The following is a 13,234-nucleotide window of genomic DNA, read 5'->3' as shown; positions in this document are numbered from 1 at the left end:
GTTAGCTCTTTTATCTTGGACAAATGCCCGAGTTTTTTAGTATAGTAGAAATATGAGATTTAAAAAAACAATGAGAGTTGTGCTTGCTCTTGGAGCTTTATTGCTTTGTATGTCAGCTTGCCAGCATATTCCAAAGACACAATTGATTCTATTTGAGTCACTGTCATTCAATATGCCCATCGAATCTTTTGAAAAAGTGTTTGGAGAAGCTGATGAAGTGATAGAAGAAACGGAAACCGCCTATCGGGACACTTGGCATGCAAGGGATCCTTATTTCTATAAAACAGGCCGGCTTTTCTATCATTACGAAAATATTGCATTGAATGGTTATACAGGTCGAGCAGATTTCACATTTTCAAAATCACATCGCTTGGAAGAAGTGACAGTTCATATTCCTGTAGCTTCAAAAATGGAGCAACAAGTAGCGCTCTACAATTTATCCCAGACTATAAAAAAAGAAATTGAAGCTCTTCCGACTTTCAAATCCGTAACTACCGAGACAGTAGGATTATACGATGATGGCTATCGCTATAAAGTCAAATTGCAAGGCCAAAGGAGAGAGCTCTGGGTTGATGTCTACCCGATAGAAGATGAATATACTGAAAAAAATGAAGGCTATAAGTATAGAATTCGAATTGATCAATTTCTCATGTATCCATAATGAACCATACTGTTCAGGGGCTGATACTTGCTATTAGTTTCAAATTCCAGACTGTTTTCTCCTCTTTGAATGTGTTATAATAATTTTTGCTGTGACTGTCTGGAAAGCAGTTGATGAAGGAATGAATAGTGAGGAGGTTTATGAAAGAAAAAGGATTTTGGGATGGTGTGCAGGCTGCGGTGCCAACGGCTCTGGGCTATGTTAGCATTGGTCTTGCTTGTGGCATTATCGGTTCCCCTTATGTAACCCCTGTAGAGATGGGCTTGATGAGCCTCTTTGTCTATGCTGGGAGTGCTCAGTTTGCCATGATAGCCTTGATAGCAGTTCAAGCCCCTGTGGCAGCCATTGCTATGACGGTCTTTTTGATTAATCTGCGTCTCTTCTTGCTGAGTTTGCATGCGTCGACCTATTTCCGTCATACCAGTCTCTGGCATAATATCAGCATGTCCAGTCTCTTGACCGATGAGACTTATGGGGTCTTGATGGGAGAGCTAGTTCATACGGATAAGGTCAACCCTATGTGGATGCATGGAAACAATCTCAATAGCTATATTTCTTGGTTTTTGGGAACAGTTGTCGGAACTGCTCTAGGTGGCCTTTTGCCAAATCCGGAAGTTTTTGGTCTAGATTTTGCCCTAGTGGGAATGTTTATCGGGATTTTCACTTCCCAGTTTCAAATTATGCAAAAACGGATTCCCTTACGCAATCTCTTCATCATTCTTGGAGTTGTTGCTGTTTCCTTTTTTGTGCTCTTGACAGTAGTGTCTCAGTCGCTAGCTGTCCTATTTGCGACCTTGTTGGGTTGTACAATGGGGGTGATTTTGGATGGTCAGTAAGTATATTTTAATGGCAATCGTCTTTTCTGGCTTGGTGACTTGGATTCCGAGAATGATTCCTTTTATCCTTGCTAAGTACAAGGGGTTGCCGCCTATTGTCGAACGCTTTTTGAAATTCCTCCCAGTTTCTATTATCTTCGCTTTGATTCTTTCAAGTGTTGTGAGCGGAAAAGCTGGAAGCCTCCCGCAGATAAAATGGTTGGACTTTTTAGCAGTTTTTCCAACAGGCTTTGTCGCCTTTCGTTACCGCAATCTGGTTGGCACTGTTCTTTTTGGAGTTGTCTTGATTGCTATCTTGCGTCTTGTCTTTTAAATCAGCCATAAAGAAAACCTATCACAAATATAGAAATCATATAATGGCGCAATCTCATTTTTTCTGTTAAGATTAGACTGTATTTTATTTTGGAGGAATTATCATGAAAAAAATCGTTAAATATTCATCGCTTGCTGCCCTAGGGCTTGTTGCCGCGGGTGCATTAGCAGCTTGCTCAGGTGGTGAGAAGAAAGATGCTGCAACTAGTGAAGCAACATCTGGTAAGAAAGAAATTATCGTTGCAACCAACGCTTCACCAAAACCATTTAACTATGAAGAAAATGGTGAGTTGACTGGTTACGAAATCGAAGTTGTTCGTGCTATCTTTAAAGACTCTGACAAATATGATGTCAAGTTTGAAAAGACAGAATGGTCAGGTGTCTTTGCAGGTCTTGACGCAGATCGATACCAAATGGCGGTTAACAACATCAGCTACACTAAAGAACGTGCAGAAAAATATCTTTATGCAGCACCAACTGCTAAAAACCCTAACGTTCTTGTAGTTAAGAAAGATGACAACAGCATCAAATCACTTGATGATATCGGTGGAAAATCTACTGAAGTCGTACAAGGAACAACATCAGCTAAACAGTTGGAAGAGTATAACAAACAACATACAGATAACCCAACTGTCCTTAACTATACAAAAGCTGATTTCCAACAAATCATGGGACGTTTGAGCGACGGACAATTCGACTACAAGATTTTTGATAAAATCGGTGTAGAAACAGTTATCAAAAACCAAGGTTTGGATAACTTGAAAGTCATCGAACTTCCAAGCGACCAACAACCTTACGTGTACCCACTTCTTGCAAAAGGTCAAGATGAATTGAAATCATTTGTTGACAAACGCATCCAAGAACTATACAAAGACGGTACTCTTGAAAAATTGTCTCAACAATTCTTCGGTGGTTCTTACCTCCCAGCAGAAGTTGACATTAAATAAGTTTGTAAATCATCCATTCTCTCGTAGATGGATGATTTTGCAACTTTCAGACATATAGTTTCAAACTATATGTCTGCCTATCTAATAACAATTTGCGAAATCAAATAAAGTATGAGATACTATTACGGTATTATTTTTAAAGGAGAAAGAATCATGAAAATCAAAAAATGGTTAAGCGTAGCAGCTATCGCTACAGTAGCAGGCCTTACACTTGCAGCTTGCGGAAATTCAGACAAGAAAGCAGACAATACAACAACAGTTAAAATTGCGACTGTTAACCGTAGTGGTTCAGAAGAAGCACGTTGGGATAAAATCCAAGAATTGGTTGAAAAAGACGGCATTAAATTGGAATTCACAGAGTTTACAGATTACTCACAACCAAACAAAGCAGTTGCTGACGATGAAGTAGATTTAAATGCTTTCCAACACTATAACTTCTTGCACAACTGGAATAAAGAAAATGGACAAGAGCTTGTTGCGATTGCAGATACTTACATCTCACCAATTCGTCTATACTCTGGAACAAAAGATGGTCAAAACAAGTACACTAAAGTAGATGAAATCCCAGACAAGGGTGAAATCGCAATTCCAAACGATGCTACTAACGAAAGCCGTGCCCTTTACCTTCTTCAATCAGCTGGTTTGATTAAATTGGATGTTTCAGGAACAGAACTTGCTACCATCGCAAACATCAAAGAAAATCCAAAAAATTTGAAAATCACTGAATTGGATGCTAGCCAAACAGCTCGTTCATTATCATCAGTTGATGCGGCTGTTGTAAACAACACTTTTGTTACAGAAGCAAAATTGGACTACAAGAAAGCACTCTTTAAAGAGCAAGCTGACGAAAACTCAAAACAATGGTACAACATCATCGTTGCCAAGAGTGATTGGGAAACATCGCCTAAAGCTAAAGCAATCAAGAAAATTATCGCTGCTTACCACACTGATGAAGTGAAAAAAGTTATCGAAGAAACTTCAGACGGCTTGGATCAACCAGTTTGGTAATAAATACAGGGAGGTGGGAGAGATATTTTCCACCTCTTACTTTTGTATAGAGCTTAAAACAAACGAAATCCACTTGTATTGATTCTGAAAGTACAAGTCTTAGTAGAAAGGTAGAGAGAAAATGGTTTTTCCTAGCCAAGAAGAACAAATTGAAAAGTTTGAAAAGGATCATGTAGCACAACATTATTTTGAAGTTTTGCGTACCTTGATTTCTAAAAAATCAGTCTTTGCCCAACAAGTCGGACTGAAAGAGGTGGCTCGTTATCTAGGTGAGATTTTTAAACGTGTTGGCGCAGAAGTTGAGATTGACGAGAGCTATACGGCGCCTTTTGTCATGGCACATTTCAAAAGTTCACGACCAAATGCCAAGACTATCATTTTCTACAACCACTATGACACAGTACCAGCGGATAGTGACCAGATCTGGACAGAGGATCCATTTACGCTTTCTGTCCGTGATGGCATCATGTACGGGCGTGGGGTTGATGATGACAAGGGGCATATCACTGCTCGCTTGAGCGCTCTTAGAAAATACATGCAGGACCATGATGATCTACCAGTCAATATCAGCTTCATCATGGAAGGAGCTGAAGAGTCTGCCTCTATGGATTTGGACAAATATCTAGAAAAACACGCGGACAAGCTTCGTGGTGCAGATTTGTTGGTCTGGGAACAAGGAACTAAAAATGCTTTGGAACAGCTAGAAATCTCTGGTGGGAACAAGGGGATTGTGACCTTTGATGCCAAGGTTAAGAGTGCCGATGTGGATATCCACTCGAGCTATGGCGGAATTGTAGAGTCAGCTCCATGGTATCTCATTCAAGCTTTGACAAGTCTTCGCGCTGCCGACGGCCGTATCTTGGTAGAAGGTTTGTACGATGATGTGCAGGAACCGAACGAACGTGAGTTAGCCTTGGTTGAAACCTATGCCCAACGCAATCCAGAGGAAATCAGCCAGATTTATGGCTTGGAATTGCCACTTTTACAAGAGGAACGTACCGCCTTTCTAAAACGTTTCTTTTTTGAGCCAGCGCTCAATATCGAAGGGATTCAGTCAGGTTATCAAGGTCAAGGAGTTAAAACGATTTTGCCAGCAGAGGCTAGTGCCAAGCTAGAAGTCCGTTTGGTTCCAGGGCTTGAACCTCATGATGTTTTGGAGAAAATCCGAAAACAACTAGACAAAAACGGCTTTGATAAGGTAGAATTGTACTATACTTTGGGTGAGATGAGCTATCGAAGTGACATGAGTGCGCCGGCCATTCTCAATGTCATCGAGCTAGCCAAGAAATTCTATCCACAGGGCGTATCTGTCCTGCCAACAACAGCTGGTACAGGTCCTATGCATACGGTATTTGATGCCTTAGAAGTACCTATGGTTGCCTTTGGTCTAGGAAATGCCAATAGCCGAGACCATGGTGGAGATGAAAATGTGCGAATCGCCGATTATTACACCCATATTGAATTAGTAGAGGAGCTGATTAGAAGTTATGAGTAGAGACATTATCAAATTAGACCAGATTGATGTGACTTTCCACCAAAAGAAAAGAACCATCACAGCGGTCAAGGATGTGACCATTCACATCAAAGAAGGGGATATTTATGGAATTGTAGGATATTCTGGAGCAGGAAAATCAACCCTGGTTCGTGTTATTAATCTTTTGCAAAAACCATCTGCAGGTAGAATTACCATTGATGATGATGTAATCTTTGATAACAAGGTGGCTTTGACTGCGGGACAATTGCGCCGCAAACGTCAAGATATTGGGATGATTTTCCAACACTTTAACCTCATGAGCCAGAAAACAGCAGAGGAAAACGTAGCCTTCGCCCTCAAACACTCTGGACTTAGCGAGAAAGATAAGAAGGCTAAAGTGGCTGAATTATTAGACTTGGTCGGTCTTGCAGATCGTGCCGAAAACTATCCTTCACAACTTTCTGGAGGTCAAAAACAACGTGTGGCTATTGCACGTGCCTTGGCCAATGATCCAAAAATCTTGATTTCAGACGAGTCAACTTCAGCTCTCGACCCTAAGACAACGAAACAAATCTTATCTCTCTTGCAAGATTTGAATCGCAAGCTAGGTTTGACCATTGTCTTGATTACACATGAGATGCAGATTGTCAAAGACATTGCTAACCGTGTAGCTGTGATGCAGGATGGTCGCTTGATTGAAGAGGGCAGTGTTCTTGAAATCTTCTCAGATCCTAAGCAACCATTGACTCAGGACTTTATCTCAACTGCGACAGGTATCGATGAAGCTATGGTCAAGATTGAAAAGCAAGAAATCGTAGAGCACTTATCTGAAAATAGCATTTTGGTACAACTCAAGTATGCAGGTGCTTCTACAGATGAGCCACTTTTAAATGAGCTGTACAAACACTACCAAGTAACAGCCAATATTCTTTATGGAAATATCGAAATTTTGGAAGGTACTCCTGTCGGTGAACTTGTGGTTGTCTTGTCAGGAGAAAAAGAAGCATTGGCAAGCGCTCAAGATGCCATCCGTCAGGCTGGTGTGCAACTAAAAGTATTGAAGGGAGGACAGTAAGATGGCAGAGTTGATTCAAACATATTTACCAAACGTCTATAAGATGGGCTGGTTAGGTCAAGCAGGCTGGGGAACAGCTATTTATTTAACGCTTTATATGACAGTTTTTTCCTTTATCATTGGAGGATTCCTAGGACTAGTTGCAGGACTTTTCCTTGTCTTGACAGCTCCTGGTGGCGTCTTAGAAGATAAATTTGTCTTTTGGGTTTTGGATAAGATTACTTCAATCTTCCGTGCGGTTCCCTTTATCATTCTCTTGGCAGTCTTATCGCCCTTCTCACATCTAATCGTAGGAACAAGTATTGGGCCGAATGCCGCTATTGTACCCCTATCTTTTGCGGTGTTTGCTTTCTTTGCTCGTCAGGTTCAAGTGGTTTTATCAGAACTTGATGGTGGTGTCATTGAGGCAGCTCAGGCAAGTGGAGCTACATTTTGGGACATTGTAGGAGTGTACTTATCAGAAGGTCTGCCAGACTTGATCCGTGTGACGACTGTAACTTTGATTTCCCTTGTCGGTGAGACAGCTATGGCGGGAGCAGTAGGTGCTGGCGGTATCGGTAACGTAGCTATCGCTTATGGATTTAACCGTTACAATCACGATGTGACTATCTTGGCGACTATCATTATCATTTTGATCATCTTTTCTATCCAATTCTTGGGAGACTTCTTGACCAAGAAATTAAGTCATAAATAAAAAAGAGCCAATCGGCTCTTTTTATGATGGTTTTTTTTCTGAAATTTTTTTAATAAGAACTTGTCCAATAAGGGCACCAAGTAGAGCACCGATAAGGACGCTTGCTACAAAGAGAAGGATAGTGCCAGAGTTAGGTGCGACCATGACGCGGTCAATATAGTCCTGAGATTTGCCACGAGCTACAAGAGTTGCTATATAAGCCTGAGGAGTTAGCCACATCAGTAGGATAGGGCCAGTAGTACCAAATGCAAAGATTAGGAAGGAAAGAAGGTTTTTGATCTTATCTTTGTAGTGACCTAGATGAGCGATGCCATCCGCTGCAAGCCCGCAGATGATTCCTGGAAGAAAGGCTCCGGCACCATGCTTGCTCCCGAGGAAAAAGAGAGAGATAACGAGCCCAATCGTTGTAATCGCCCCAAAACGAGGTACTTTTGTTAAAAGTAGCATATAGACGCTACCTCCCACAAGAGCAGAAAAAGCAGGGGCATAAAACATATTTCCAGTGTGGTCGACAAGGTTTCCTAGTAGAACCCCCACTCCGATACAGAGAAAGTAGACAAGGGCAGCTACAAGGGTCGTCAAGATATTCTTTTTCATAAATTCTCCTTCGTATATCTGATGTTTTTCATTGTACCATGCTTGGCTCAGATTGTAAATGCTGGCCGACATTTGCTATTTGTCCGTAAACTAGATGAAAAAGGAACAGACTAAAGCTATTTCTTTACTCCTCCGACTGTTCCAATCCTTTCATTTATGGTAAAATAGGACTATTAAGTTATAAAGAGGATTCCCTATGAAATTACAAAAACCAAAAGGAACGCAGGATATTTTACCTGCTGAGTCTGCCAAGTGGCAGTACGTTGAAGGCTTTGCGCGTGAAATCTTCAAACGCTACAACTACGCAGAAGTGCGTACCCCTATTTTTGAACATTACGAAGTCATCAGCCGTTCTGTTGGGGACACAACCGATATCGTAACTAAGGAAATGTACGATTTTTATGACAAGGGCGATCGTCATATCACCCTTCGTCCTGAAGGAACTGCTCCAGTCGTTCGTTCTTATGTAGAGAACAAGCTTTTTGCACCTGAAGTTCAAAAACCAAGTAAGTTCTACTACATGGGACCAATGTTCCGCTATGAGCGTCCACAAGCAGGTCGTTTACGCCAATTCCACCAGATTGGTGTGGAGTGCTTTGGATCAAGAAATCCAGCTACTGATGTGGAAACGATCGCTATGGCAGCCCACTTCTTGAAAGCAATCGGTGTTCAAGGTGTGAAACTACATCTTAACACTCTTGGAAATCCTGAAAGTCGTGCGGCTTACCGCCAAGCCTTAATTGACTACTTGACACCTATGAAAGATAGCTTGTCTAAGGATAGCCAACGTCGTTTGGAGGAAAACCCTCTTCGTGTCTTGGACTCTAAGGAAAAAGAAGACAAGGCAGCAGTGGAGAATGCACCATCTATCTTGGATTACCTCGATGAAGAAAGCCAAGCACACTTTGATGCTGTTCGTCAAATGTTGAAAAATCTTGGAGTAGACTATATCATCGATACCAACATGGTGCGTGGTTTGGACTACTACAACCACACGATTTTTGAGTTTATCACAGAGATTGAAGGCAATGAATTAACAGTCTGTGCAGGTGGTCGTTATGATGGTTTGGTTGCTTACTTTGGTGGCCCTGAAACTGCTGGTTTTGGATTTGGACTTGGTGTGGAGCGTCTCCTTCTGGTCCTTGAAAAACAAGGTGTGGCACTGCCTATCGAAAATGCTCTAGATGTCTATATTGCTGTTCTTGGTGAAGGAGCAAATATAAAGGCTTTAGAGTTGGTACAAGATATTCGCCAACAAGGCTTTAAGGCAGAGCGAGATTATCTCAACCGTAAACTCAAAGCCCAGTTCAAGTCAGCCGATGTCTTTGGAGCTAAGACCCTTATCACCTTAGGAGAGAGCGAAGTCGAAAGCGGGCAAGTGAAGGTCAAGAACAACCAAACTCGAGAAGAAGTAGAAGTTTCTCTTGATACCATCGGTCAGAATTTCAAAGAAGTCTTTGAAAAACTAGGATTTTAACAGTAAAAGTAAAGTCGGGAAGCAGGTCCCGGCTTTTTTTATAATTATCATGAATCACTTTATAAGGAAGCCGATTATTAAAACTGATATTTTTAAAAATAGTCAGGAAAATGCTGATAATTTTGGATAAAAAGGGATGACATTATTCAAAAATATTGTAAACGGATACAAAAAGTGCTATGATATATCTAAGTAAGAAAAGGAGTTGATTATGCAGAACTTTAAAAAGAATGCGATACGTATGTTTGGATTTGTGGGTATACTTGTCTTATCTTTGACGGTGCTTACGACGGTGTTTGCAGCAGATGTTGTAGATTACACAAATAAAACAACGATCACTGTTGACGGTCAGCCGTTAACAGCAGATACCAAAATCAGCACTGGTAAAGCTTTAGAAGCAACAAATAACATTTCTTTCCCAGACACTCAACAAATTAATGAAGGAGATGTGCTTGTACTTGACCTTCCAAAAGAATTGGGATTGATTACCAAGCTTGCATTTCCAATCACACATAGTAGTGGTGAAGTAATCGCGAATGCGGTGACAGATCCAAGTACTCAAAAAGTGACCATCACCTTTACAGATTATTTCTCTAAGAACTACAAAGATAAGGTCATGACTTTGAAATACGCTGTTCGTCCTAACGTAACGAATTTGCCAGAGTCTGGGAAATATACTTTCCAGTTTGGTACTGATAATTTCACATTGAACTATGATAAAACAGATGGTGAAGCTGGTGACTATGAAATGAAATATGGTTACCAAGATTCAGAAAATCCTAACCGCATCAAGTGGCGTGTTGTTTTGAACGCAGTTCAAGATAAATTAAACAACATGGTTATCAAGGATGACTTTAGTGATAGTGGACAAGTCTTGGTAGAAAGTTCCTTCCGTGCAGTCCGTTATGCAACTCAACCAGAGAAGATTCCAAATGAAGCAGCTCTTCTTAAATTGGAACCAATCGATAACTTTAGCAAAAAAGCCGAATTTACTCGAAATGCGGATGGTAAGATCACAGGGTTCACCATTAACTTTGGTGACAACTGGAACTGGGCAATGTACATTGAGTACACAACAGAATTAACGTCAGAACTTCCAAAAGGTACTAAAGTTGCCAATGTTTTGGAATGGTCAGCAAGTAACTTTAACAAGTCACGTTCGATTGAAGCTTTGACGCGTTTAGAAACTGGTTCAGGTGAAGGAAGTGGTGATAGAACAACCACAACTACAACTTCAACAACGACAACAACAGAAGAGCCGTCAACAACTTCAACGACGACAACGACAGAAGCACCGTCAACAACTTCAACGACGACAACGACAGAAGCACCGTCAACAACTTCAACGACGACAACGACAGAAGCACCGCCAACAACTTCAACGACTACCACAACAGAAGAGCCAACGACAACTTCTACAACCACAACAGAAGGTCCAGCGACAACTTCTACAACCACAACAGAAGAACCAACGACAACTTCTACAACTACCACAACAGAAGAACCAGCGATAACTTCTACAACTACCACAACAGAAGAACTAACGACAACTTCTACAACTACCACAACAGAAGAACCAGCGACAACTTCTACAACTACAACAGAAGAGCCAACGACTAGCTCAACAACGACAACTCCTGAAGGTTCAACGCAATCAACAGAAGTCTCATCAACAACAACGACAGATGATAAACCTCAGCTTCCTAAAACTGGGGAAACAGTGGAAGCTGGCTTAGTAACAGCAGGTGTCTTTATCTTATCAGCTATAGTTGTGTTGAATCGTAGATATAACAGATAAAAAAGAGAGAGTCAACCCCTCTCTTTTTTTAAATATTATAATAATTTTGTGTATAAAAAAACGAACGTTATCAACCTATAGTTGTCTTGAATAATAACATATTTGTACTATAGAAACACAAAAAAGCTAAATATATATAAAAAATCGAAAAAAATTAATTTAATACTTTCAATCACTTGCAATAGTAAATAAATATGATATAATCAATTCTGAAAAATGACGCTCTCATTTTATCATTCAATAAAAAAAGGGGAATCCATAATGAAAAAGTTTGCAAAAACTAAATTTTTACTGTCATTATTTGTATCGGTATTGACGGTATTGTTCATGGTCTCAGTAGGTACTGTACAAGCTGCTGCAGCCAAGGAAGTGGATGTGATCACGGAGTTCAAGATCCAAAATGCCCAAGGTGAAGAATTAGCAACCAGCCTAGGTCGTTATGACAGTTTCCGTCTGAATGCAAAATTTGCTTTAGAAGGAAAAGATGTTAAAGCAGGGGATACAACTGCAGTCACTATCGATGGACCAATCGATATCAAGTCTCAGGATTTTGAAATCAACGACACAATCACTGGTAAAAAGATTGCCGATGCAAAAGTTGACGCAAAAACTGGTAAGATTGTCTTGACATTTACTAAATTCGTTGAAGAAAAAAATGACGTTTCAGGTTCATTCTTCTTCTACGCTGGTGTTAACAAAGACAAATTCCCTAACGATGGCGAAGTTCCATTTAAGCTTTCTGTAAACGGTAATGTAAAATTCAACGGTAAAGTAAAAAGTGGTACTGTCGGTGAAGGTAATCGTTACACCATCATCAAATCTGGTTGGGATAATGGAGACCACAAGAACCTTGGATTCCGTATCTCTGTGAACAGAACTAATGAAGCAATCAACAATGCAGTTCTTTCAGATTCAATAACATCAGCAGGGGTTACCTACAAAAAGGGTAGTTTCAAAATCTTCAAAGGTACTTGGGAATATAATGGAACATGGACTCTTAAGAATAAACAAGACGTTACGGCTAACTATACTGTAAACGCAACAGATAAGTCATTCTCTATTGACTTTGGTAATATTTCTGCTAACGATCATTTTGCAGTAGAATATGAAGCAGTTGCTAACTATGAAACTGTTGATGGCGAACAAATTAAGAATACAGCGACAATCAAAGGTGATAACAAAGCACCGTACGATTCAAATAGTAAAGTAAACATCCAAATCGCTGGCGGTGAAGGTGTGGGTTACGAATTTAGCATTCAAGTGAAAAAAGTAGACGAAAACGGTGCTCCACTTAAAGGTGCGAAATTCCAAGTTATCCGTCAAGCTACTGGACAAGTAATGGGCGATTTCGAAACAGATGCAAATGGTGAATTTACTCTTGGTAGCCTATTGAGAGATAAATATATCATCAAAGAAACTCAAGCTCCAGAAGGTTATGAGTTGGCAGCTGATACTGTAGTTGAAGCTAGTGAATTCAAAACACCAAAAGCTCCTGTAGCTAAGAATATTGTAGACCAAAAAACAACTACAACAACAACTACAACAACAACTACAACAACAACAACTACAAAAACAGAAGAGCCAACAACGACTACTTCAACAACAATACAACAAAAGAAAGAGCCAAAACGACTACTTCAACAACAACACAACAACATAAGAAAAGGGGGGGGCCAACAACGATACTTCTACAACTACAACAACAACATAAGAGCAACAACGACTTACTTAACAACAACTACAACAACAGAAGAGCCAACAACGACTCCTCAACAACAACTACAACAAAGGAAGAGCAACAAACGGGAATACTTATATACAACACAAAAACAAAGAGAGCCAAACAAAGACGACTTCAACAACAACAAACAAAAGAAGAAGCCAACAACGACTATTCTACAAACTACAACAACAACAGAAGAGCCAACAACGACTACTTCAACAAAAAACTAACAAACAACAGAAGAGCCAACAACGACTACTTCAACAACAACTCAAACAGAAGACACGATACTTCAACAACAACTACAACAACAACTACAACAACAAATCCAGAAGAGCAAAGGTTGTAACAGAAACAAAAAACAACTCCAGAAAGAGCCAGTTGTGTCTGAACAACAACGCCACAAAACAAAAAAAACAATGCATATTACCCATGTACAGAACCAAACAACAACAACTCCAGAAAGAGCAACGACTACTTCAACAAACAATCCAGAAGAGCCAGTTGTGTCTGAAACAAACAACTCCAGAAGAGCAAGTTGTTAACAGAAACAACAGAAACAACTTCTAAAAACAGCACTTCTGTATCAACAACAGAGAAGATCGGAACTTCCATTTACTGGTTGAAGCGAC

13 protein-coding genes are annotated in these 13,234 nt (G+C 40.2%); 12 read left to right on the top strand and 1 reads right to left on the bottom strand.

The features are described 5' to 3' along the window. Positions 1–52: 52 nt before the first annotated feature. From GOM46_RS08035 to GOM46_RS08000, 8 genes are all read left to right on the top strand, one after another. Positions 53–661 carry a hypothetical protein gene (locus GOM46_RS08035; RefSeq protein ID WP_235083553.1) on the top strand — a complete coding sequence of 203 codons (609 nt, stop codon included), beginning with the start codon at positions 53–55 and terminating at the stop codon, positions 659–661. A gap of 140 nt (positions 662–801) precedes the next feature. Further along, positions 802–1,497: an AzlC family ABC transporter permease gene (locus GOM46_RS08030; protein WP_235083552.1), complete on the top strand. Its 696-nt coding sequence runs from the start codon at positions 802–804 to the stop codon at positions 1,495–1,497. Continuing rightward, a complete protein-coding gene (locus GOM46_RS08025; protein ID WP_235083551.1) occupies positions 1,487–1,810 on the top strand; it encodes an AzlD domain-containing protein in 324 nt (107 codons plus the stop codon). The genes GOM46_RS08030 and GOM46_RS08025 overlap by 11 nt, the downstream gene beginning before the upstream one ends. 103 nt (positions 1,811–1,913) lie before the next feature. Further along, positions 1,914–2,756 carry an amino acid ABC transporter substrate-binding protein gene (locus GOM46_RS08020; protein ID WP_235083550.1) on the top strand — a complete coding sequence of 281 codons (843 nt, stop codon included), beginning with the start codon at positions 1,914–1,916 and terminating at the stop codon, positions 2,754–2,756. A 153-nt stretch (positions 2,757–2,909) separates the two neighbouring features. Beyond that, on the top strand, positions 2,910–3,764 hold the full coding sequence (locus tag GOM46_RS08015) for a MetQ/NlpA family ABC transporter substrate-binding protein (protein ID WP_235083549.1): 855 nt from the start codon (positions 2,910–2,912) through the stop codon (positions 3,762–3,764). A gap of 121 nt (positions 3,765–3,885) precedes the next feature. Then, a complete protein-coding gene (locus GOM46_RS08010; RefSeq protein ID WP_235083548.1) occupies positions 3,886–5,259 on the top strand; it encodes a M20 family metallopeptidase in 1,374 nt (457 codons plus the stop codon). Beyond that, on the top strand, positions 5,252–6,313 hold the full coding sequence (locus GOM46_RS08005; RefSeq protein WP_235083547.1) for a methionine ABC transporter ATP-binding protein: 1,062 nt from the start codon (positions 5,252–5,254) through the stop codon (positions 6,311–6,313). The genes GOM46_RS08010 and GOM46_RS08005 overlap by 8 nt, the downstream gene beginning before the upstream one ends. 1 nt (position 6,314) lies before the next feature. Beyond that, entirely contained in the window at positions 6,315–7,007 is a 693-nt protein-coding gene (locus GOM46_RS08000; RefSeq protein WP_006149603.1) for a methionine ABC transporter permease, read from the top strand. A 21-nt stretch (positions 7,008–7,028) separates the two neighbouring features. Here the strand turns inward: GOM46_RS08000 and GOM46_RS07995 are convergent, their stop codons facing one another. Continuing rightward, a complete protein-coding gene (locus GOM46_RS07995) occupies positions 7,029–7,604 on the bottom strand; it encodes an MptD family putative ECF transporter S component (protein ID WP_235083546.1) in 576 nt (191 codons plus the stop codon). A gap of 196 nt (positions 7,605–7,800) precedes the next feature. Between GOM46_RS07995 and hisS the strand changes: the two genes are divergently transcribed. From hisS to GOM46_RS07975, 4 genes are all read left to right on the top strand, one after another. Next, the gene (gene hisS / locus GOM46_RS07990; protein WP_235083545.1) at positions 7,801–9,081 is read left to right on the top strand and encodes a histidine--tRNA ligase; all 1,281 of its coding nucleotides are present in this window, start codon (positions 7,801–7,803) and stop codon (positions 9,079–9,081) included. Between the two features lie 211 nt (positions 9,082–9,292). Next, a complete protein-coding gene (locus GOM46_RS07985) occupies positions 9,293–10,879 on the top strand; it encodes an LPXTG cell wall anchor domain-containing protein (RefSeq protein ID WP_235083544.1) in 1,587 nt (528 codons plus the stop codon). A gap of 261 nt (positions 10,880–11,140) precedes the next feature. Beyond that, positions 11,141–12,832: a collagen binding domain-containing protein gene (locus GOM46_RS07980; protein WP_235083543.1), complete on the top strand. Its 1,692-nt coding sequence runs from the start codon at positions 11,141–11,143 to the stop codon at positions 12,830–12,832. A 153-nt stretch (positions 12,833–12,985) separates the two neighbouring features. Next, positions 12,986–13,147 (top strand): hypothetical protein, encoded by a 162-nt coding sequence (locus GOM46_RS07975; RefSeq protein ID WP_235083542.1) that lies wholly within the window; start codon positions 12,986–12,988, stop codon positions 13,145–13,147. Positions 13,148–13,234: the final 87 nt, after the last annotated feature.

This window comes from Streptococcus infantis, from assembly GCF_021497965.1.
Taxonomy (GTDB): Bacteria; Bacillota; Bacilli; order Lactobacillales; family Streptococcaceae; genus Streptococcus; species Streptococcus infantis_B.
This window is presented reverse-complemented; position numbering and strand designations above follow the sequence as displayed.